The sequence below is a fragment of the Streptomyces sp. H39-S7 genome (genome assembly GCF_027158205.1).
In the GTDB taxonomy this organism is placed as follows: Bacteria; Actinomycetota; Actinomycetes; order Streptomycetales; family Streptomycetaceae; genus Actinacidiphila.
On the sequence record NZ_JAPVLU010000029.1, the window covers coordinates 93,931 to 115,637 of the forward strand.

Sequence of the window (21,707 nt, forward strand, 5' to 3'; positions counted from 1 at the left end):
CAGGAGTACGCCGAAGGGGCGTCCGCACCACGGATGGCGGACGCCCCTTCGGTCCTACGGTTGTTCGACCGGACCCGTCGGACCGGTGTGACGCGGGGTCAGGAAGCCTTGGCCTTCTCGGCTGCCTGCTCGGCGGTGGCCCCGTTCGCCGGGACGGCCGCCCTCGCGGGGGCCGGCGCCGGACGGGCCGCCTCGTAGAACTCCTCGCGGGGGTTCTCCATGGCGCCGAGCGAGACGACCTCGCGCTTGAGGAACATCGCGAGCGTCCAGTCCGCGAAGACCCGGATCTTGCGGTTCCAGGTCGGGACGGCCATGCCGTGGTAGCCACGGTGCATGTACCAGGCCAGCCGGCCCTTGAGCTTGATCTTGGTCTTGCCGACCACGATCATCGCCACGCCCTTGTGCAGGCCGAGGCCGGCGACCGCGCCCTTGTTGGCATGGGAGTAGGTCTGCTGCGGGAAGCCGCGCATCCCCGAGACCACGTTGTCGCCGAGGACCTTGGCCTGGCGCAGCGCGTGCTGGGCGTTCGGCGGGCACCAGGCGTTCTCGACGCCGGCCTTGCGGGCGGCGATGTCCGGCACCTGGGCGTTGTCGCCGGCGGCCCAGATGTAGTCGGTGCCCTGCACCTGGAGCTGCTCCGAGGTGTCCACGTGGCCGCGCGGGCCGAGCGGGAGGCCGAAGCGGGCCAGGGCCGGGTTCGGCTTGACGCCGGCGGTCCACACGATGGTGGAGGCGTCGACCTCCAGGCCGTTGGCGAGCACCACGTGCTTGTCGACGCAGGACTTCATCGACGTGCTGAGGTAGACCTCGATACCGCGCTCGCGCAGGTGCTCGAGGCCCCACTCGCCGAGCTGCGGGCCGACCTCGGGGAGGATCTTGTCGGCGGCGTCGACGAGGATGAAGCGCATGTCCTCGCGCTTGACGTTCGGGTAGTACTTGGCGGCGTCGCGGGCCATGTCCTCGACCTCGCCTATGGTCTCCGCGCCGGCGAAGCCACCGCCGACGAAGACGAAGGTCAGCGCCTTGCGGCGGACGTCCTCGTCCGTCGTGGAGTCGGCCTTGTCGAGCTGCTCGAGAACGTGGTTGCGCAGGCCGATGGCCTCCTCGACGCCCTTCATGCCGATGCCGTTCTCGGCCAGGCCGGGGATCGGGAAGGTGCGGGAGACCGCGCCGAGCGCGATGATCAGGTAGTCGAAGGGCAGCTCGTAGGTCTCGCCCACGAGCGGCTGGATCGACGCGACCTTGCGGTCCTGATCGATGTTCATGACGCGGCCGGTGAGCACCTCCGCACCGGGCAGCACGCGTCGCAGCGGGACGACGACATGGCGCGGGGAGATGCTGCCGGCGGCAGCTTCGGGAAGGAAGGGCTGGTACGTCATGTACGAGCGCGGGTCGACGACGGTAACCGTCGCTTCGCCGTACCGCATCTTCTTCATGATGCGGCGCGCCGCGTACAGGCCGACGTACCCGCCGCCTACTACGAGGATCCGTGGACGCTCCGAAGTGCTCATGGTTCGAGTATCCAGCACCTGATGGAGGGGTGCTCGTGAGCCCCTTCACAAGGTCCTGGACACCCTCTGCTACACTGCCCGGCCGCGTGATCAGGCACACAGCCCCCCGAGGGAACCCGGAGCCCGGACCGGGCCTCGAGCGCACCATCTGATCAGCGAAGATCGTCGCCCGTTGGGGATGTCTCCACAGGCCTGTAACGCCGCGGAAACACCACACCGCAAGGGTTCCGAGGGCTCCGGCGCCCTACTGCCTGGGAAAACTGGGCAGTAGGGCGGGAACTTCATGTGAAGAGTTTCACAAACTTCGTCCTACGCGATGCTCCAGGCGATGCCGTCGAGGATGTCGTGCTCGCTCACGACGACCTCCTGGGCCCCGATCCGCTCCATGATCTGGAGCAGGACGAGGGCCCCCGCGCCGATGACGTCGACCCGTCCCGGGTGCATCACGGGGATGGCGGCGCGCTCCGCGTGGGTGGACGCGAGGAGCTGTCCGGTGATCTGCCTGACCTGCTCCAGGGAGATCCGCGAATGGTGGATCGCGGCCGAGTCGTACTCCGTCAGCCCCAGCGCGATGGCGGCGACCGTGGTGACGGAGCCGGCCAGGCCGACGAGGGTGCGGGCCCGCTCCAGCGGGACGGAGCCCGCCGCCTCGTCGAGCGCGGCGTTGATGTCGGCCTTGATGGCGGTGATCCGGCCGAGCGTCGGCGGGTCGATGATCGTGCCGTCGTCGGAGGTCAGGTGCCGCTCGGTCATCCGCACGCAGCCGATGTCCACGGACCGGCCCGCGAGCACGGTGTCGTCGCCGACGACGAACTCGGTCGAGCCGCCGCCGATGTCCACCACCAGGTAGGGCTTCGCATGGCCCTCGGCGCCGGTCAGTTCCTTCGTGGCGCCGGTGAAGGAGAACTCGGCCTCCTGGTCGCCGGTGATCACCTCGGGCTCGACGCCCAGGATGTCCACCACCCCGCGCACGAAGTCCGCGCGGTTCTCGGCGTCGCGCGACGCGGACGTTGCCACGAAGCGCAGCTTCTCCGCTCCGAGTTCCTTGATGGCGGCGGCGTACTCGCGGCAGGCCGCGAAGGTCCGCTCCAGCGCCTCGGGCGCCAGCCGCCCGGTGCGGTCCACTCCCTGGCCGAGCCGGACGATCGTCATCCGCCGGTCGAGGTCCTTGAGTTCACCCGTGACCGGGTCGGCGTCGGCGACCAGCAGCCGGATGGAGTTGGTCCCGCAGTCGATGGCCGCGACCCGTGTCACTTCTGCACCTCGTCGGTTGAGGTGGAAACCGCGCAGCCGCCGCTGACGCACGGGCCCTTGCGCCACCAGTCGGGCAGCATCGCGATGGCCTCGTCGCCCAGCGGGTTGACCCCGGGGCCCGCGGCGAGCGAGTGGCCGACCAGGACGTGCAGGCACTTCACCCGGTCGGGCATGCCGCCCGCGCTCGGGAAGCCCTCCAGCACCTCGATGGCGTCCCGGCGGGTGAGGTAGTCCTCGTGCGCGGCCCGGTAGGCGGCGGCCAGCTCCGGGTCCTCGGCGAGCCGGGCCGTCATGTCCTTCATGACGCCGTCGGCCTCCAGCGTCCCGATGGCCGAGTTGGCGCGCGGGCACGTCAGGTAGTACAGCGTCGGGAACGGCGTACCGTCCTCCAGCCGCGGCTGGGTCTCGACCACGTCCGGCTGCCCGCACGGGCAGCGGTGGGCGATGGCCCGCAGGCCGCGCGGCGGGCGGCCCAGCTGCTCCTTGAACGCGGCGATGTCGGCCTCGGTCGGCGTGGTGCGGGGGGTGGGGGCGGGGTGATCTGTCATGAGCCGTTCTCGGTCGTGGAGGGTCGGGGGCGGGTTCCCTGCGGCGGGTGACTACCGCTGTGGAGCCCCGGCGGCGTCGGCGTGGTCGACGCTGTCCCAGAAATTGTCGTACCAGGGGCGGTGTGCGGCGGCCTCGTCGGAGGACCGGCGGCCGTCGGAGTCGCCGTCGGCGGCGCTCGGCGCCGGGTCCACCACCGTATAGCCGGTCTCACCCGGCAACAGGAAGTGCAGCCGCTCGCGGGCCTGGGTCCGCACGTAGTCGTTGTCCTGCCAGCGGGCCTTCTCCTCGCGCAGCTGCTCGACGCGCTGCTTGGCCTGCTGGGCCTCCTTGCGCTGGTCGGCGATGTCCGACCGCTGGGCGATGTACTGCCGCATCGGATAGGCGAGGGCGACGATCAGCGCGCAGAGCACGAGTGCCAGCAGCGCGGCCCGCCCGGTGAGCTTGCTGCGCCGGGGGGCGGGGCGCCTGGTCGCCGCGCGGTAGACGCGGGCCTGTGCCTCCTGGCCGATCGCCTTCAGCCGCGCCGCGGTGGCAAACCGGTCCGCCCCCACGCCGTCTCCCCTCGTCCACACGTACCTACGTCCCCGGCCACGGTACGGGACCGGGGACGGGGACGTAGGTCAGGCGTGCGGGTGGTGCCGCCGATCAGCCGCTGATCAGCCCTTGAAGCGGGGGAACGCGGAGCGGCCGGCGTAGACCGCCGCGTCGTCCAGGATCTCCTCGATGCGCAGGAGCTGGTTGTACTTGGCGACACGCTCGGAGCGGGCCGGGGCGCCGGTCTTGATCTGGCCGCAGTTGGTGGCGACGGCGAGGTCGGCGATGGTGACGTCCTCGGTCTCACCGGAGCGGTGCGACATCATGCACTTGAAGCCGTTGCGCTGCGCCAGCTCGACCGCGTCCAGGGTCTCGGTGAGCGAGCCGATCTGGTTGACCTTGACGAGCAGCGCGTTGGCCGAGCCCTCGTCGATGCCGCGCTGCAGGCGCTCCGGGTTGGTGACGAAGAGGTCGTCGCCGACGATCTGGACCTTGTCGCCGAGCTTGGCGGTGAGGGCCTTCCAGCCCTCCCAGTCCTCCTCGTTCAGCGGGTCCTCGATGGAGACCAGCGGGTACGCGGCGACGAGCTCGGCGTAGTAGTCCGAGAGCTCGCCGGCGGAGATCTGCTTGCCCTCGAAGGTGTACGTGCCGTCCTCGTTGTGGAACTCGGAGGCGGCGACGTCCAGCGCGAGTGCGATGTCCTGGCCGGGCTGGTAGCCGGCCTTCTTGATGGCCTCGACGATGAGGTCGAGCGCCTCGCGGTTGGAGTCGAGGTTCGGCGCGAAGCCGCCCTCGTCACCGAGGCCGGTGGAGAGCCCGCGCTCCTTCAGCACGCCCTTGAGCGTGTGGTAGACCTCGGCGCCCCAGCGCAGGGCCTCGGAGAAGGACTCGGCACCGATCGGCGCGATCATGAACTCCTGGATGTCCACGTTCGAGTCGGCGTGCGACCCGCCGTTCAGGATGTTCATCATCGGGACCGGCAGGACGTGCGCGTTCGGGCCGCCGAGGTAGCGGAAGAGCGGCAGGTCCGACGCCTCGGAGGCGGCGTGCGCGACGGCGAGCGAGACGCCGAGGATGGCGTTGGCGCCGAGCGAGGACTTGTCCGGGGTGGCGTCCAGGTCGAACATCGCCTGGTCGATCAGCCGCTGCTCGGTGGCGTCGTAGCCGACCAGCTCCGGGCCGATCTGTTCGATGACGGCGAGAACGGCCTTCTCGACGCCCTTGCCCATGTAGCGGCTCTTGTCACCGTCGCGAAGCTCCAGGGCTTCGAACGCTCCGGTCGAGGCACCGGACGGCACGGCCGCGCGGCCGGTGCTGCCGTCGTCGAGGCCGACCTCGACCTCGACGGTGGGGTTGCCTCGTGAGTCGAGGATTTCCCGGGCTACGACGACGTCGATGGACGGCACGAGTGTCTCCTTCAGGCTGTGTACAGCTGATGCGTGTCTCTCTGCGCTTTGCGACACGAGCCTAACCGCCCCGGGAGGGTAGACCAGTCGATCGGCCGACCCATGAGACGAAAAGAGGCCCAAAGGCTGACAACAGGTGACCAAAGCCGCCTTAAGGTCCGCGTGACCAACGCCAGAACCCCGGCCCGGCACGCTCGGGGGGAGTGCGTGCCTGGCCGGGGAGCTCTGGGGATCAGCCGAGCGGCAGTGCTCAGCCGAGGTGCAGCTGCTGGCCCGGGTAGATCAGGTCGGCGTCGCTGACGACGGACTTGTTCAGCTCGAACAGCTTCTCCCAGCCGCCGGCGACGTGCTGCGCCTGAGCGATCTTGGAGAGGCTGTCACCCGTGACGACCTTGTACTCGCCGTCGCCCTGCTGGACCGGCGCGGCCTTCTTGGTCTCGACCGGCTTCGCGGCGGGCTTGCTCTTCTTCACCGGGGTGCGCTTCTCGGAGGTACCGCGGCTGGCGGTCTCCGAGGTGTCACGCGACGAGTCGGAGGTGGAGCTCTTCGCGGAAGACGAAGAGGACGCAGAACCGGAGGTGTCGACCTGGGCGGACTCGCCACCGGCGGTCAGGTTGCCGGCGCCGGCGCAGGCCCAGGCACCGGGACCCTGCAGCGCGAGCAGCTTCTCGGCCACCGCTATCTGCTGGTCCTTGGTGGCGAGGTCGGCGCGGGAGGCGTACGCGGTGCCGCCGGCGGCTTCCCAGCTGGACTGCGAGAACTGCAGGCCACCGTAGTAGCCGTTGCCGGTGTTGATGGACCAGTTGCCGCCGGACTCGCACTGGGCGACAGCGTCCCAGGTGGCGACGGAGGCGGCGGAGGCGCCCGAGGCACCCATCAGCGGAACGGCGATCGCGGCGGTGGTGACACCGGCGATGGCGGCGAGGCGGGTGAACTTGGACGCGCGGCGGTGCTTAGCCATGGTGTTTCATCCTCACCGACGCCTACGAGGTCAGCTGTCGGGTTCGGGCGTGAGTTGCCCGGCCGCACGGCTCGCACCGCGCTGCTTCACCCCAAGCCGGTCCGTCCCCCACGAGTTCGGGTCCGGGCCGGCGGAAGACCTTGGGTCCCCCGCTCCTGCCTACGGCGCTTTCGCGTCGACTGTTCCCGTCGGTCGGCGGCAGGACTAGGCGATCCTGACCGGCGGGGCCCGCTGTGGCGAGCAGTACGACGTTAAGCACACGATCCCGGCGAGGACAAACATCCGGGGGTCCCGCACCAAGTCCCCCATCCGGCTGAGCGACCGCACAGATTCGCAGGTCGGAAGGGAGAAAAGCGACACAGTGCGAGCGGGCCGTCACAGCCGCCGCGGAGACCCTTGTCACAGGATCCGGGGGTGCCGGGATCGTGTCGAACGGTCGGTCAGGCGGTCTCAGTAGCTCAAGTCGAGGTGCTGGCCGGGGAGGATAAGGTCCGGATTGTCCCCAACAATCCGGTCATTGGCGCCATACAGCGCCTTCCATCCGCCCTGCAGATGGTGGTCGGCGACGATGTCGCACAGGTTGTCGCCGGGCAGGACGACGTAGTCGCCGTCGCCCGCCGCGTCGCCCTGGCCGGTGTTCTGGGCGCCGCTCCCACCATCGGAGTCGGCGGCGCCCGCGGTCCGGTCCGCGTCGCGCGAGGCGCGGTCAGTGGCGGTCCCGTCGGAGGACTCCGTCGACTCGGGCTTGGCGTGCTTGCCCTGGCTCCGGCCCGGAGTGGTGTCCGCGAGGTCAGGCGTGACGCTGGGGGCGGCCGGGGTGGTGGTCGGCGCGGTGGGGTCCGAGGGAACGGTCGCCGGGTCGTCGGTCGCCGGAGTGCCGGTGGGAGTCGACGGGGTCGTCGGCGTCGTCGTCACCGCAGGCGTCGTGGGGGCCGCAGGCGTCGTAGGCGCCGCGGGGACCGCCGGCTTCGTGGTGGGCGCCGTGGGCGTCGTCACGGGGATGGACGGCAGGATCGAGCCCGGGTCGACCTGCGGCGGCGCTCCGCCGGCGACGAGCCCCGCGGGTCCCGAGCAACCGGGCCAGGCTTCCGGACCGAGTTCGGCGAGCAGCGTCTCGGCCACGGCGATCTGCTGCGAACGGCTCGCCAGGTCGGGGCGCTCGGCGTAGACCGTGCCGCCGTACTGCTCCCAGGTGTTCTCGGTGATCGCCAGACCGCCGTAGAAGCCGTTTCCGGTGTTGGCGCTCCACATGCCGCCGCTCTCGCACGCCGCGACCTTGTCCCAGACCTTGACATCGGCTGCCTGCGCGGCGCCCGCACCGAGCAGTGGGAGGGCGATCCCGGCTCCTGTCACCGCGACCACCACGACGGCGGTAGAGGCCTGGCGCGGTCGGCGATGTCTGCCGTTCCCGGACTTCAGCATGCGGTCACCATCTCCAAAAAAAGATCGACTACGGTCCTGCGTCATATGCGTCAAGCCTGCGATGACCGCAGAACGTAGCGGTGTTGACCGTCGCATCACAAGTCGGTGTAGCGATCATCACGCTCAGGTCACGGTCGATTCCGTCGTTTACCTCGTGTTCTGGACATTTTTGACGCTCCATCAGGGTTTAGCCGGATGAAAGACCGGTCTCAGGGCGTCGATCCGGGGATTCCGCTTTCTCCGCCTCCGCCGGGTCCACCGGCGCGGGCTTCCGGGGTAAAGCCCACCGGCAGTGTCCGCAGCCCGCGCATGATGAGTCCGCCGCGCCACCGCAGGTCGTCCGGCTCGGCCGCCATCCGCAGATCCGGGAGCCGGGTCAGCAGCGTCGCGAGCGCGGACTGCGCCTCCAGACGGGCCAGCGGCGCGCCCAGGCAGTAGTGGATGCCGTGCCCGTAACCGACGTGCTGGTTGTCGCGGCGTGCCAGGTCCAACGTGTCGGGCCCGTCGAACCGGTCGGGGTCGCGGTCGGCCGCCGCCAGCACCACCAGCACCGGCTCGCCCTCGCCGATCCGCTGCCCGCCGATCGTCAGCGACTCCGTCGCGAACCGCCAGGTCGCCAACTCGACCGGCCCGTCGTACCGCAGCAGTTCCTCCACCGCGGTCTCCAGCAGGTCGCTCTCACCGCGGGCGACCGACGCCTGGAGCAGCGCGCGCTGCTCCGGGTGGCGCAGCAGCGTGTGGACGCCGTTGCCGATGAGGTTCACGGTGGTCTCGAAACCGGCGAAGAGCAGGATGAAGGCCATCGCGGCCGCCTCGTTCTCCGACAGGTGCTCCCCGTGGTCGCTGGCCCTGATCAGGCCGGAGATCAGGTCGTCGCCGAGGTCCGCGCGCTTGCGGTGGATCAGCTCCAGCAGGTACGCCCGCATCTTCTTCACCGACCGGGCAACGCCGCCGCGCGGTCCGCCGCCGTGGCGGATCATCATCCCCGCCCAGTCCCGGAAGTCGTCCTGGTCCTCGGGCGGGACGCCCAGCAGGTCGCAGATCGCGTAGATGGGGAGCGGGAAGGCGAACTCGTGGATGAGGTCCGCCTCCGACTTCAGCGCGCCCGTCGCGTCCTTCTGCAGGCCGTCGATGAGCCCGTCGGTCAGTTCCTGCACGCGCGGTGCGAACTCCGCGATCCGGCGCGGGGTGAACGCCTTGGAGACGAGCCGGCGCAGCCGGGTGTGGTCCGGCGGATCGATGTTCAGCAGGTGCGTCATCAGATCGGCGCCGCGCTCGCCCGGGATGCCCACCTTGTTCTTGGCGTTGGCGCCCTCGCTGTGGTGGCCCCGGTTCTTGCTGAGCCGCCCGTCCGCGAGCGCCTGCCGCGCGTCCGCGTACCGCGTCACCAGCCAGGCGTCGACGCCGCTGGGAAGGGTGGTCCTGTGCACCGGCGCGTGCTCGCGCAGCCAGGCGTACGCCGGGTACGGATCGGCGGCGAACTCCCAGGTGAAGAGGGGGGGGGCGGGGGGGGGCGCGGGGATGGCGGCAGTCTCGTCAGGCACCCCCTGACGCTAGCGCGTCCCGGCACAGGCGGTCGGCGAGCCGGGTCGTCTGCGGCAGCCGGTACTCCGGCGCGAGTGCGAGGACGTGCCGGCAGGCGGTGTCCAGGTCGATGCGGTGCCCTGTCGACACATAGACCGGTTTGACGCCCCGCTGGGTGCGCAGCGCGCGGCCCACGGTCTCCCCGCCGTCGACGAGCGGTGCGGACGCGCCGCGTTCAGGGCCCAGCGCGGCCGGGTCGTGGCTCCCGGTGAACGGCGTCTTGGCCACCCCGGCCGTCGGAATGCCGGTGATCACCCCGAGGTGGCAGGCGAGGCCGAAGCGGCGGGGGTGCGCCAGCCCGTGGCCGTCGCAGACCAACAGGTCGGGGACGGTGTTCAGCTTGCGCAGCGCCTCGACCAGGGTGGGCAGTTCGCGGAACGCGAACAGGCCGGGGATGTAGGGGAACGAGGTCTCGGCAACGGCTGTCGCCTGCTCCACCGGCGCGAGGGTCCGCACGTCCAGCACGACGACGGCCGCGGCCACCCGGTCGCCCGTGCCGTTGCCGTCGCCCGCGTAGGCGACGTCGAGCCCGGCGACGAAGCGCGGCTCCCGCGGCCCCGGACCGAGGTGGTCCGCGCGCTCCCGCAACCGGTCCTGGATCTCCCGCGCCTGCGCCTCACCGGCGGGCCACTCGTGCGGTACGTCGATCTGCATGGGAGAACGCTACGTTGCGGCCTGGGGCCCGCCGCGGGCCGGGCCGGGCTACTCCGCGGCGCGCAGGGCCTCGCGGTAGCGGCGGGCGGCTGCCCGCAGCGCGGACTCCGCGTCGAGCCCGGCGGCGGTGGCCGCGGTCGCGAGCGCCAGCAACAGGTCGCCCAGCGCCGTCTCGTCCGCCGGCAGCGCGATGCCCGCGGCGTCCGGCAATGGCAGCCCGGCCCGGCGCGCGCGCCCGGTGAGCTGTGCGGCCAGCGCGAGCGCCGGCTGCCCGACCGGCACCCCGTCCGTCACCGAGTCGCGCTGCTTCTCTATCGCCTTCAGCCGGGCCCAGTTCTCCTGGACGGCCTCGGGGGTCTCGGCGACCTCGTCGCCGAAGATGTGCGGGTGCCGGTGGATGAGCTTGTCGACGAGCGTGCCGGCGACGTCGTCGATCGAGAACGGCTCCTCCGCGTCGTCCTCGGCGATCCGGGAGTGGAAGACGACCTGCAGCAGGACGTCCCCCAACTCCTCGCGCAGCGACTCCCGGTCGCCCTCCTCGATCGCCTCGACCAGTTCGTACATCTCCTCGATGCCGTACTTGGCGAGGTCCGTGTGGGTCCGCTCCCGGGTCCACGGGCACTCCGCGCGGATCCGGTCCATGACCTGCACGAGGTCGAGCAGCCGCGCGCCCGGCAGGTCGTACGAGCCGGGCAGCAGCTCCAGATCCGGCATCGCGACGAGCCCCGACCCGCCGAGGCGGGCCAGTTCACCGGTGACCGCGGGGTCGTTGTCGGCGGCCGGCAGGTAGACGACGGTCCGCTCACCGGCGGTGGCGTCCACCAGCTCCCGCCCGGTCGGCGCGGCGTGCACGACGTGCACACCGGCCTCCCGCAGGTACGGGAGCTGCGGGTGCCCGGGGTCCGCGCAGATGACCTGGTCGGCCCCGCGCAGCAGTTCCCACGCGGGCCACGACAGCAGGCCGGGCGCCACCCGGTGACTGGTGGTGAGCAGTACGAGGCGGCCGGGGGCGGGGGTCATCGAGTCGTCCACCGCACGAACCTACCCCGCCCCGCGCCCGGGGCCGTCCGCGTCCCCCGATCCGGTGGACCGCTCTCAGGCCCCCTGGACGGCGGGCGCCGCGACCGGGGCGAGCCAGGGCTCCTGCGTGGCGCCCAGCTGAGCCTTCTGCGCGTCCCAGGTGCCGTAGCGGGGGTTCACGTCGATCCGCATGGTCTTGGCGGTCTTGGCGAGCAACTCGTTCAGCGCCGCGTTCCCGCCGTCGCTGCCCGGCTCGACGCCGAGGCTGGTGATGATCTTGCCCGCCTCGACCTGCAGCCGGCAGAAGGCGTCGATGTCGGAGGGAGCGACGTTGTACTTCTCCAGCAGCGTCGGCGCCAGCGCGTCCGCTCCTCCGGCCTGGGCCTCCAGCGCCGTCCGCATCCGGCCGACGTCGGAGCGGGTGACGGTGACCCCCGCGTCCGCGGCGACCCGGTCCAGCAGCCGGGTCACCACCATCGTGCCGAGCGTCTGGCTGGTGAGGTCGCTGCTTCCCTCGATCAGTGCCGCCGACTGGGGCGACTTCTCCTGCGCGGTGCGGACCGCGTTGACCTTCGACTGGAGGTCCGAGACGGAGATCGTCTCGTTCTCCACCACGGCGGCGGCCCCCGCATGCGGGGTGCCGCACGCGCTGATCACAGGGGTCATCGCCACGAGTGCGGCGGCGGCGAGCGAGACGGCGGTGCGTCGGCGGACCATGGTGCCTCCCGGCATGGGATCGAGCGGCGGTGCTTCGACCTTGCGAAGATCGAGGATATGGAGCGGACCGCCCCGATATCCAGCACTCCGCCGAACTCGCGCCGCCGTTCGGGCTTCCGGCTCAGCTCGTGGGCAGCTTCTCTGCCGGGCAGGTGTTCAGCTGCTTGCGCATCGCGTCCTTCTCCGCGGCGGTGACCCACACCCCGTACTTCTTCTTCACCGCGACCTGCCGCGCCACGTACGCGCACCGGTACGCCTTGTTCGGCGGCAGCCAGGTCGCGGTGTCACCGTCGCCCTTGGAGCGGTTGGCGGACGCGTCGGCGGCGATCAGGTTCATCGGGTCGTTGGCGAACTGCACCCGCTTGTCGGTGGTCCACTGCCCGGCACCCTTCTGCCAGGCGTCGGAGAGCGCGACCGCGTGGTCGATGTCGATCGTGCTCCTGCCCCGGGTGAAGGTGAGCTGCTGACCGGTGTACGGATCGTCGAGCTTGCCCGAGGAGACGACGCAGTCGCCGCCCTTCTCCGCCCGAAACGTTTCCGCGGTGAGGTCGCGCTTCAGTATGTCGTCGCGCGTCCCGCAGCCGTTGTGGTCGGTGTCGACCCAGGACTTGCCGAACTTCTCCCGCGTGTAGCCGGTCTTCGGCGCGCGCCCCTTGACGGCCAGGGTGTCGACCGCGGCCAGCGCGCTGCCGCCGGGTGCGCTCTTGGCGGGTCCTTCGCCGTTGCCGGACCCGCTCTCGGTGTCGGCCTTGCAGCCCGCCGCGCCGAGCAGTCCGGCGACGGCCAGGCCGCAGAGGAGTATGTGTGGTGCCCGTGACCCGCGTTTGACCATGTTCGCACCCTATGGCGTTGAATGCCCGGCGTACCCGGCGGCCCGGTCGGACCGCCCATCTGCTCGCCTCATGCCCGCACTTGGCCCAGCCATGCCAGGGTGCGGCGCAGTTCGGCGCAGAACGTGTGGTGCGGTCCGTGCACGCGGTCGGCGTCGTAGAGGAGCCGGCCGAGCACCTCGCGGGCGGTCGTGCGGTCGCCGACGGAGAGCAGGAGGTTCCCGATCCGGCGGCGGATCTCCAGCGGGAGGACCGGGTCGGTGGCCGCGTACTGCTCGAAGTACGGCAGGAGGGTCCGGTATTCGCCGAGGGCGGCGCCCGCCTCGCCGAGCTGTTCGAGGCACTGCGCCGCCTCGTAGCGGAACCGCAGGACCTGACGGTCGCCGGGACCGCTCTGGCTCGCGAACTCGTCCGCCAGGCGGCGCAGTTCGGGGAAGGCGCGGCGGTACTGGCCGTCCTCCATCAGCGTGGCGGCGTACTGCTTGCGCAGCATGCGCAGGATCGGTGAGTGCTCGCCGTGCTTCGCCGCGGCGGCGGGCAGCACGCCGCCGAGGATGTCGACGGCCTGCGTGATGCGGCCCGCGTCGAGGAGCCGTCTGACCTCGTCGACGGCGGCGGCGATGTCCGGGCCCGCCGGGGGCGTCGACGGCATGGCCGGCACCTGGGCCGCGTCGGGGCCGCCGACGCCGGGCCGGTCGGGCCAGGGGGCGTGCGGACGCAGGAAGGGGCGGGTGGGGTCCATCGGCCCCGGCGCGCGCTGCGCGCTCCCGGCGGCCGGGAGCAGCGACGCGAGCTCGCCGTAGACCCGCTGGGCGTCGGCGGGCCGGTGCTGCGGGTCCTTGGCGAGCAGCCGCAGCACGAGGGACTCCAGCGGCTCGGGCACCTCGGGCCGGAGCTGACGGAGCGCGACCGGGGCCTCGTAGAGATGGCGGTGCAGGACGCCGAGCGCCGTGGAGCCGTGGAACGGGACGTTGCCGCTGAGCAGTTCGTGCAGGACCACGCCGAGCGCGTACAGGTCGGTACGCGGCCCGACGGCGCCGCCCATCGCCTGTTCCGGGGCCATGTAGGCGGGGCTGCCGATCGGGGTGCCGGTGTGGGTGAGGCGGGTGGTGTCGGTGTCCATGACGGACGCGACACCGAGGTCGAGCACGACGACGGTGCCGTCCGGACGCACCATCATGTTGCTCGGCTTCAGGTCGCGGTGCACGATCGGCACGGCGTGCACGGCGGAGAGCGCCGCGCACAGCTGGGCGGCGACCGCGACCGCCCAGGGCCACGGGTAGGGGTCGTGCTCGGCGAGGTGGTCCCCGAGGTCCTGGCCCTCGACGTGCTGCATGACGAGGTACAGCTCGTCCCCGTCGGTGCCCGCGTCATGGACGGTGACCAGGCCCGGGTGGTCGACCTGGGCCGTGACCCGGCACTCGCGGTCGAAGCGCTGGCGCAGCTCCACGACGTTCTCGCCGCCCGCGACCTTGTCGGGACGCAGCAGCTTCACCGCGACCCGGCGGTCCAGGCGGCGGTCGTACGCCGTCCAGACCTGGCCCATGCCGCCCTGGCCGAGGACGGTGGCCAGCTCGTACCGCCCGGCGACGAGCCGGCCGTTCATCTGCCCTCCTCCTTGCGGAGGTAGTCACTCAGCTCGTCCAGTTCGGCGCGGACCTGGTCGATGCGCGGCGCGGGCGGGCCGGCCGGGCCCGCCGTCGGCACCGGGGTCGCGGTCGGGTCCGGGGCCGGGACCGGGGTCGGGATCGGCGTCGGCGGCTGGGCGGGGCCCGGGGTGGGGGTGTCGCGGTACGGGTTGTAGTCGGCCCGTGCGGAGGGCAGCTGCGTCTGCTGCTGGTGCTGCGTCCGCGCGGCGCCGTAGGGGAACTGCTGCCGCCCCTGCTGCCCGTACGCACGGGACGCCGCCTGCGCGTCCATCTCCTGGAAGTGCCGGATGTCGGTGACGAGGTAGTACACCGCCACCACGATGGCCTGGATCACCAGGATGGAGACCACCGCGTTGTCCCGCGGGCTGTTGTCGTTGCCGCTGTCCCCGCTGTCGCCCCCTTCGCCGAGGAGGATCACCAGCACCACGGTGAGGAGGAAGCTGGCGCCGCAGAGCACCCAGTCCACGGCGTTGCGCCGGCGCAGGATGGCGATGCGCAGCAGCGGCGTCCAGGCGAGCATCCCGCACGACATCACCGCGAGCAGCACGAACACGACGCGCAACCCGGTCCGTGCGCCGTCGTTCGGCTGGGGCGGCACGATGCCTGGGCCGTTCATGGCTGCTCCTGAGCAAGAGTCTCGGCTGGGAAAGCGAGCGTATCGGCACGTGCGGACGTGCGGTCGGGCGATGCCGCAACAATTCGGACCGGGCCGGACCCCGCGCCCGTCCCGCCCGTCTGGCCTCCGTCACCGGGAGCGACGCATACTGCGATACGCGTGGTTGCGGTGACCGGAGGAAGAACGGTTGAACCGCACCCCGGCGCCACTCACGTATCTTTTCGTGGCGGGCGTGCACCGGCCGAGGGTGCCGCGCGTCGTCCCGTGCGAAAGGAACGCAGCATGGACATGGCTACTACGGCCATCCCCGCCCAGCACGGGAACAGCGCCACGCCCAGCACGCGCGGGCGGCGCCTCCTCCGCCCCGGGCTGGATCCGTACTGGCTGGCCGGCGCGCTCTTCGTCGCGTACGCCACCTTGTCGGTGTGCAGGTTCCGGCGGATGGCGACGATGTCCTGGGACCTCGGGATCTTCGAGCAGGCGATCAAGTCCTACGCGCACCTCCAGGCGCCGGTCGCCGACCTCAAGGGCCCCGGGACCAACATCCTCGGCGACCACTTCAGCCCCATCACCGCCCTGGTCGCACCCTTCTACCGGGTCTTCCCCTCACCCATCACCCTCCTCGTGGTGCAGGCGGCCCTCTTCGCGCTCTCCGTCGTCCCGGTCACCCGGGTCGGCGCGCACCTCCTCGGCCGCGGTCGCGGGCTGGCCGTCGGGGTCGCCTACGGCATGTCGTGGGGCGTGCAGCGGGCCGTCGAGTTCGACTTCCACGAGATCGCCTTCGCCATGCCGATGCTCGCCTTCTCGCTGGAGGCCGTGCTGCGCAAGCGGTGGACGACCGCGATGTGGTGGGCGCTGCCGCTGATCCTCGTCAAGGAGGACATGGGCGCGACCGTAGCCGCCATCGGCGTCGTCGTGCTGCTGCGCTCCCGGCGGGACGATCCGCGGGCGGCCTCGTACGCGATCTGGCTGATCGGCTTCGGCGTCGCCTTCGCCGCCATCGCCTTCGGCGTCCTCATCCCCGCCTTCAACAACAGCGGCGGCTACGACTACTGGAACAAGCTCGGCGGCAGCGGCGCCCCGGTCACGGGGAACATCCCGCCGGACACCGCGCTCCGCACCCTGCTGTGGATCCTGCTGCCGACCAGCGGCCTGCTCGCGCTGCGCTCCCCGCTGCTGATCGCCGCCCTGCCCACCATCGGCTGGCGCTTCATCTCGCACGACGACCACTACTGGGGCCTGGACTGGCACTACAGCGCCGTGCTGATGCCCGTCGTCCTCCTCGCCCTCGTCGACGCCGTCAACGAGTCGCGCGACAGCCCGCGGGGCTGGCTGCGCTCCTACGCCTCGCACATGCCGGCCGCGGCCGCCGCCGCGGCCCTGGCGCTGAGCACCACGCTCCCGCTGGCGGACCTCACGCACACCGCCACGTACCAGCCGGGCGCGCACGTCCGGGCCGTCGAGAAGCTGCTGCTGCAGATCCCGGACGGGGCGAGCGTCGAGGCCAACGTCGGGCCGATCAGCAGACTCGTCAACCGCTGCACCGTGTACTGGGTGGGCGGCGCCAAGACCGTCGCCCCCGACTACATCGCGATCGACAACGGGGACGGCTGGGTCCCCGACCCGGTGAACTACGCCCACCAGCTCCACCCCACGGCGACCTACACGGAGATCGCCGGCGGCGAGGGCTACGTCATCCTGCGTCGCGCGTAGCCGGCGCGAGGACGGGCTCCTGTGCGGGAGCCGGCTGCTCCGACGACTGCTCTGACGGCTGCTCCGACGGCTGCTCGCGGGTGAGCAGGATCCGCCGGGACAGGACGAAGGTGACGGGGATCGCGGCGGCCGCCGCGATCAGCGGGGCCGGCTTCTCCCCCACCCCGCACCACTCCACCAGGACGTACATGCCCACCGAGGTGACGGTGAAGTTCGTCAGGTTGGTCAGCGGGAAGAACAGGAACTTCCGCCAGGTCGGCCGGGTCCGGTAGGTGAAGTACGTGTTGAGGAAGAACGAGCCGACCATGCTCAGCACGAACGCCGCCACGTACGCCGGGTAGTACGGCATCCAGCGGTGCAGCAGCAGGTAGCAGCCGTAGAAGGTGCCGGTGTTCACCACGCCCACCAGGCCGAAGCGCACCACCTGCAGCAGACGCGCGGGCATCAGCGCAGGCCCTCCGCCGCCGACCGCGCGGGCCGCTGCGCCAGCAGGGCCTCGCCGCTCACCGGCTTCGCCTGGCCGCCGAAGGCGGAGGGCGGCACGTTGGTCTCCTTCACCAGGAAGTGCGGCCGCCGCTTGGACTCGTAGTAGATACGGCCGATGTACTCGCCCATCAGCCCCAGCATCATCATCTGCAGCCCGCCCAGCCCGACGATGGCGACGATCAGCGTCACGTAGCCGGGCGCGGTGACCCCGCCGACCACCGCGGCCACCGTGACCCAGGCGGCGTACAGCCCGGCCAGGCCGGCCAGCGCGAGCCCGAGGTGGATCCCCGCCCGCAGTGGGCGGTTGTTGAACGAGATCAGCCCGTCGATCCCGTAGTTGAGCAGCGCCCCGAACCGCCACTTCGTCTCCCCCGCGGCACGGGCGGCGTTGCGGTAGTCGAAGGTGACGGTGTCGAAACCGATCCAGGAGAAGAGCCCCTTGGAGAAGCGGTTGTACTCCGGCATCGACAGCAGCGCGTCGACGGCCCGCCGGGAGAGCAGCCGGAAGTCGCCGACCCCGTCGGTCAGTTCGACGTCGACCCACTTGTTGACCATGCGGTAGTACAGCCGGCTCACCGTGCTCCGGACGAACTTGTCGCCCTCCCGGGTGCGGCGCGCTATCACCTGGTCGTGGCCGCGGCTGAACAGCTCCAGCATCCGCACGATCAGCTCCGGCGGATGCTGGAGATCGGCGTCCATCAGCACGACGGCGTCGCCGGTGGCCTCGCGGAGCCCGGCGAGCATGCCGGCCTCCTTGCCGAAGTTCCGGCTGAACGAGACGTACCGGGTGCTGCCCACGTGCTTCTCGGCCAGGCTGCGCAGGCGTTCCAGCGTCGCGTCCGAGCTGCCGTCGTCCACGTAGCAGAGCTCGTACTCGACGGGCAGGAGGTCGAGGGTCTCCCGGATCTTCGCGTCGAAAAGCTCTACACCGGATTCCTCGTTGTAACAGGGAACGACAACGGACAGGCGCATGGATTCACTTTCCGTGGGATACACGGAAATGCTGCCCGCGCCACACGACCCCCGCGCGGCGGCCGCGCGAGGGCCACATGACGTTGATCTGAACGCCACGTGACGCACGGCACGGGCCCCCGGGGCCCGTGCCGCCCGGTGGATCAGTTGTCGAGGATCGTGGTCAGGAACTCCGACGTCCAGAGCAGGAGTTCCCGGCCGATGACGGGCGTGCCGCCGATCTTGGCGGTGGTCGGGCGCGGCACGAGGACCTGACGGGTCGCGCCCTTCATGACCGTGCGCGGGTAGAGCCGGTTCAGCCGCAGCTCCTGCGACTCGCGCAGCTCCACGGGACCGAAGCGGACGTTGCTGCCCGCCAGGGTGATATCGCTGACCCCGACCTTGCGGGCGAGCAGCCGCAGCCCGGCCACCAGCAGCAGGTTCTCCACCGGCTCCGGCAGCTTGCCGTACCGGTCGGTCAGCTCCTCGCGGACCGCGGTGATGTCGTCGTGGCTGTTGGCGGCGGCGATGGCGCGGTACGCCTGGAGGCGCAGCCGCTCCCCCGGCGCGTAGTCGTGCGGGACGTGCGCGTCCACCGGCAGTTCGATCTTGACGTCGAGCAGCGTCTCCTCGGGCTCGCCGGCGCCCTCCAGGGCCGAGCGGTAGTCCGCGACCGCCTCGCCGACCATCCGGATGTAGAGGTCGAAGCCGACGCCCGCGATGTGCCCGGACTGCTCGCCGCCGAGCAGGTTGCCCGCGCCGCGGATCTCCAGGTCCTTCATCGCGACGTACATGCCCGCGCCCATCTCGGTGTGCTGCGCGATGGTCGCCAGCCGCTCGTGCGCGGTCTCGGTGAGCGGCTTCTCCGGCGGGTACAGGAAGTAGGCGTAACCACGCTCGCGGGACCGGCCGACACGGCCGCGCAGCTGGTGCAGCTGCGACAGGCCGAAGTTGTCGCCGCGCTCCACGATGAGCGTGTTCGCGTTGGAGATGTCGATGCCGGACTCGACGATCGTCGTGGAGACCAGCACGTCGAAACGCTTCTCCCAGAAGTCGACGACGACCTGCTCCAGCGCGCTCTCGCCCATCTGCCCGTGCGCCGTGGCGATCCGTGCCTCCGGCACGATCTCGCGCAGCCGCGCCGCCGCCCGGTCGATCGACTCGACCCGGTTGTGGATGTAGAAGACCTGGCCCTCGCGCAGCAGTTCACGCCGGACCGCGGCGCCGATCTGCTTCTCCTCGTACGGCCCGACGAAGGTCAGCACCGGGTGCCGCTCCTCCGGCGGGGTGGTGATCGTCGACATCTCGCGGATGCCGGTGACCGCCATCTCCAGCGTGCGGGGAATGGGGGTGGCGGACATCGTCAGCACGTCCACGTTGGCGCGCAGCTTCTTCAGCTGCTCCTTGTGCTCGACGCCGAACCGCTGCTCCTCGTCGACGATGACCAGGCCCAGGTCCTTGAACTTCGTCTCGGACGAGAAGAGCCGGTGGGTGCCGATGACGACGTCGACCGTGCCCTCCCGCAGCCCCTCCAGCACGGCCTTGGCCTCGCTGTCGGACTGGAAGCGGGACAGCGCCTTCACCGTCACGGGGAACTGTGCGTACCGCTCGGAGAAGGTCGTGAAGTGCTGCTGCACCAGCAGCGTGGTCGGGACCAGCACCGCGACCTGCTTGCTGTCCTGGACCGCCTTGAAGGCCGCGCGGACCGCGATCTCGGTCTTGCCGTAACCGACGTCGCCGCAGATCAGCCGGTCCATCGGGACCGACTTCTCCATGTCCTCCTTGACCTCGGCGATGGTGGTCAGCTGGTCGGGCGTCTCCACGTAGGGGAAGGCGTCCTCCAGCTCGCGCTGCCAGGGGGTGTCGGGCCCGAAGGTGTAGCCGGGGGCCGCCATCCGCGCCGAGTAGAGCTTGATCAGGTCGGCGGCGATCTCCTTGACCGCCTTCTTCGCGCGCGCCTTGGTCTTCGTCCAGTCGGCGCCGCCGAGCCGGTGCAGCGTCGGGGCCTCGCCGCCGACGTACTTGGTGATCTGCTCCAGCTGGTCGGTCGGCACGAAGAGCCGGTCGCCGGGCTGGCCCCGCTTCGCGGGCGCGTACTCGACGAGCAGGTACTCGCGGGTGGCGCCCTGGACGGTGCGCTGCACCATCTCGACGTAGCGGCCCACGCCGTGCTGCTCGTGCACGATGTAGTCGCCGGGCTGCAGGGTCAGCGGGTCGATGGTCTTGCGGCGCCGCGACGGCATCCGCCCCATGTCCTTGGTGGAGGACTTCTGCCCGGTGAGGTCGGACTCCGTGAGCACGGCCAGCTTGAGCCGCGCGTCGATGAAGCCGTGCTCGATGCAGCCGGTCGAGACATGGACGACGGACGGCTCCAGGCCGGTCAGGTCCATGTCCAGGCGGGCGGCGATGCCCTCGCCGCCCAGCACCTCGACGATGCGGGCGGCCGGGCCGTGGCCCTCGGTGACGTAGACGGTGCGCCAGCCGTCGGCCAGCCACCCCTTGGTGTCGGCGAGCGCGCGGGCGGTGTCGCCCCGGTACAGCTCGGGCGCGTGCATGCCCAGCTGCAGGGTGTCCTCGTCCGCGTCCGTGTCGTCGGCCGCGCTGTGCTTGCCCTCTCCCGAGGCGAACTGACTGATCGACCACCAGGGCGTGCCCAGCTCGCGGGCGTGCTCGCGCACGTCGGCGATCGACCACAGCGAGGCGGCGCCCAGGTCGACCGGCGCCACCCCGCCACCGGCGGAGGCCGCCCAGGACGCCTCCAGGAACTCCTGCGACGTGGCGACCAGGTCGGCGGCGCGCGTCCTGACCCGCTCCGGGTCGCAGACGACCGTCATGCTCCCGGCCGGCAGCACGTCCAGCAGCAGCTCCATGTCGTCCACCAGGACGGGGGCCAGCGATTCCATGCCCTCGACGGCGATGCCCTCGGCGATCTTGTCGAGCAGTTCGTTCAGCTCGGGGTGCCGCACCGCCAGCTCGGCCGCGCGTGCCCGCACCTCGTCGGTCAACAGCAGCTCCCGGCACGGCGGCGCCCACAGCCCGTGCTCGGCGATCTCCAGGGACCGCTGGTCGGCGACCTTGAAGTACCGGATCTCCTCGACGTCGTCGCCCCAGAACTCCACCCGCAGCGGGTGCTCCTCGGTCGGCGGGAAGACGTCCAGGATCCCGCCGCGCACCGCGAACTCGCCGCGCTTCTCGACCAGCTCCACCCGCGCGTACGCGGCGGCCGCCAGCCCGTCCACGACCTCGCCGAGGTCCGCGCTCTGCCCGCTGCGCAGCGCTACGGGCTCCAGCTCCCCCAACCCCTTGACCTGCGGCTGCAGCACCGACCTGATCGGCGCGACGACGACCTTCACGGGCCCGGCCGTCGGGTCGTCCGCCCGCGGGTGCGCGAGCCTGCGCAGCACGGCGAGCCGCCGGCCGACGGTGTCGGAGCGCGGCGACAGCCGTTCGTGCGGCAGCGTCTCCCACGCCGGGTACTCCACGACGGAGTCCGGCGGCAGCAGCGAGCGCAGCGCCGCCACCATGTCCTCGCTCTCCCGGCCGGTGGCCGTCACCGCCAGGACCACGCGGCCGGTGCGGGCGGCGAGCGCCGCCAGCACGACCGGCCGGGCGGCGGGCGGCCCCACCAGGTCGACGTAGGGGCGATTGCCGTCGGTGCCGGCCTTGACCGCTTCGGCAAGAGCCGGATCGTTCACGACGACGTCGAGCAGACCGTTCAGACTCATGAAGGGGTTTCCGTCCCAGGGCTGGACACCGCGAACGGCCCGACACGTCAAACGGGCCGGGGTCAGACCAGCCTACGACGCCCCACTGACAACCGCCGCCCACGCATCAACGTGTGACAACAGAC

Annotated in this window: 18 protein-coding genes and 1 riboswitch; of the genes, 1 reads left to right on the forward strand and 17 read right to left on the reverse strand. The window is 71.3% G+C overall.

The features are described 5' to 3' along the window. Nucleotides 1-98 precede the first annotated feature (98 nt). The 14 genes from O3X23_RS26460 to O3X23_RS26525 all read right to left on the reverse strand — a co-directional run bounded on the left by O3X23_RS26460 (nt 99) and on the right by O3X23_RS26525 (nt 14,707). The gene (locus O3X23_RS26460; RefSeq protein ID WP_269274055.1) at nt 99-1,511 is read right to left on the reverse strand and encodes an NAD(P)/FAD-dependent oxidoreductase; all 1,413 of its coding nucleotides are present in this window, start codon (nt 1,509-1,511) and stop codon (nt 99-101) included. Nucleotides 1,512-1,820: 309 nt separating this feature from the next. Next, complete coding sequence (locus tag O3X23_RS26465) at nt 1,821-2,765, reverse strand: Ppx/GppA phosphatase family protein (RefSeq protein ID WP_269274056.1); 945 nt, start codon at nt 2,763-2,765, stop codon at nt 1,821-1,823. Next, complete coding sequence (locus O3X23_RS26470) at nt 2,762-3,313, reverse strand: DUF501 domain-containing protein (RefSeq protein WP_269274057.1); 552 nt, start codon at nt 3,311-3,313, stop codon at nt 2,762-2,764. Before O3X23_RS26470 ends, O3X23_RS26465 begins: the two co-directional genes overlap by 4 nt. Nucleotides 3,314-3,364: 51 nt before the next feature. After that, on the reverse strand, nt 3,365-3,865 hold the full coding sequence (locus O3X23_RS26475) for an FtsB family cell division protein (protein WP_269274058.1): 501 nt from the start codon (nt 3,863-3,865) through the stop codon (nt 3,365-3,367). Nucleotides 3,866-3,970: 105 nt separating this feature from the next. Then, nucleotides 3,971-5,254 (reverse strand): phosphopyruvate hydratase, encoded by a 1,284-nt coding sequence (gene eno, locus O3X23_RS26480; RefSeq protein ID WP_269274059.1) that lies wholly within the window; start codon nt 5,252-5,254, stop codon nt 3,971-3,973. A 250-nt stretch (nt 5,255-5,504) separates the two neighbouring features. Next, nucleotides 5,505-6,215, reverse strand: a complete 711-nt coding sequence (locus tag O3X23_RS26485) for a transglycosylase family protein (RefSeq protein ID WP_269274060.1) — start codon at nt 6,213-6,215, stop codon at nt 5,505-5,507. A 4-nt stretch (nt 6,216-6,219) separates the two neighbouring features. Next, nucleotides 6,220-6,392: riboswitch (cyclic di-AMP (ydaO/yuaA leader) on the reverse strand. Between the two features lie 273 nt (nt 6,393-6,665). Then, complete coding sequence (locus O3X23_RS26490; RefSeq protein ID WP_331283952.1) at nt 6,666-7,637, reverse strand: LysM peptidoglycan-binding domain-containing protein; 972 nt, start codon at nt 7,635-7,637, stop codon at nt 6,666-6,668. Nucleotides 7,638-7,846: 209 nt separating this feature from the next. After that, nucleotides 7,847-9,181 (reverse strand): cytochrome P450 family protein, encoded by a 1,335-nt coding sequence (locus tag O3X23_RS26495; protein WP_269274061.1) that lies wholly within the window; start codon nt 9,179-9,181, stop codon nt 7,847-7,849. Then, nucleotides 9,174-9,875 (reverse strand): endonuclease V, encoded by a 702-nt coding sequence (locus tag O3X23_RS26500; RefSeq protein ID WP_269274062.1) that lies wholly within the window; start codon nt 9,873-9,875, stop codon nt 9,174-9,176. Before O3X23_RS26500 ends, O3X23_RS26495 begins: the two co-directional genes overlap by 8 nt. Nucleotides 9,876-9,923: 48 nt before the next feature. Beyond that, complete coding sequence (locus O3X23_RS26505; RefSeq protein ID WP_269274083.1) at nt 9,924-10,895, reverse strand: nucleoside triphosphate pyrophosphohydrolase; 972 nt, start codon at nt 10,893-10,895, stop codon at nt 9,924-9,926. A gap of 75 nt (nt 10,896-10,970) precedes the next feature. Then, nucleotides 10,971-11,612 (reverse strand): SurA N-terminal domain-containing protein, encoded by a 642-nt coding sequence (locus O3X23_RS26510; protein WP_269274063.1) that lies wholly within the window; start codon nt 11,610-11,612, stop codon nt 10,971-10,973. 121 nt (nt 11,613-11,733) lie between these two features. After that, on the reverse strand, nt 11,734-12,444 hold the full coding sequence (locus tag O3X23_RS26515) for an HNH endonuclease family protein (RefSeq protein WP_269274064.1): 711 nt from the start codon (nt 12,442-12,444) through the stop codon (nt 11,734-11,736). Nucleotides 12,445-12,512: 68 nt separating this feature from the next. Further along, complete coding sequence (locus O3X23_RS26520; RefSeq protein WP_269274065.1) at nt 12,513-14,048, reverse strand: serine/threonine-protein kinase; 1,536 nt, start codon at nt 14,046-14,048, stop codon at nt 12,513-12,515. Next, the gene (locus tag O3X23_RS26525; RefSeq protein ID WP_269274066.1) at nt 14,045-14,707 is read right to left on the reverse strand and encodes a hypothetical protein; all 663 of its coding nucleotides are present in this window, start codon (nt 14,705-14,707) and stop codon (nt 14,045-14,047) included. Before O3X23_RS26525 ends, O3X23_RS26520 begins: the two co-directional genes overlap by 4 nt. 282 nt (nt 14,708-14,989) lie before the next feature. Here O3X23_RS26525 and O3X23_RS26530 point away from each other — a divergent pair, with 282 nt between their 5' ends. Continuing rightward, complete coding sequence (locus tag O3X23_RS26530; protein ID WP_269274067.1) at nt 14,990-16,420, forward strand: DUF2079 domain-containing protein; 1,431 nt, start codon at nt 14,990-14,992, stop codon at nt 16,418-16,420. Here O3X23_RS26530 and O3X23_RS26535 read toward each other — a convergent pair. The 3 genes from O3X23_RS26535 to mfd all read right to left on the reverse strand — a co-directional run bounded on the left by O3X23_RS26535 (nt 16,401) and on the right by mfd (nt 21,582). After that, nucleotides 16,401-16,865 (reverse strand): GtrA family protein, encoded by a 465-nt coding sequence (locus tag O3X23_RS26535; RefSeq protein ID WP_269274068.1) that lies wholly within the window; start codon nt 16,863-16,865, stop codon nt 16,401-16,403. The genes O3X23_RS26530 and O3X23_RS26535 overlap by 20 nt on opposite strands. Next, entirely contained in the window at nt 16,865-17,878 is a 1,014-nt protein-coding gene (locus O3X23_RS26540) for a glycosyltransferase family 2 protein (protein WP_269274069.1), read from the reverse strand. Before O3X23_RS26540 ends, O3X23_RS26535 begins: the two co-directional genes overlap by 1 nt. A 143-nt stretch (nt 17,879-18,021) precedes the next feature. Next, nucleotides 18,022-21,582, reverse strand: a complete 3,561-nt coding sequence (gene mfd / locus O3X23_RS26545; RefSeq protein WP_269274070.1) for a transcription-repair coupling factor — start codon at nt 21,580-21,582, stop codon at nt 18,022-18,024. Nucleotides 21,583-21,707: the final 125 nt, after the last annotated feature.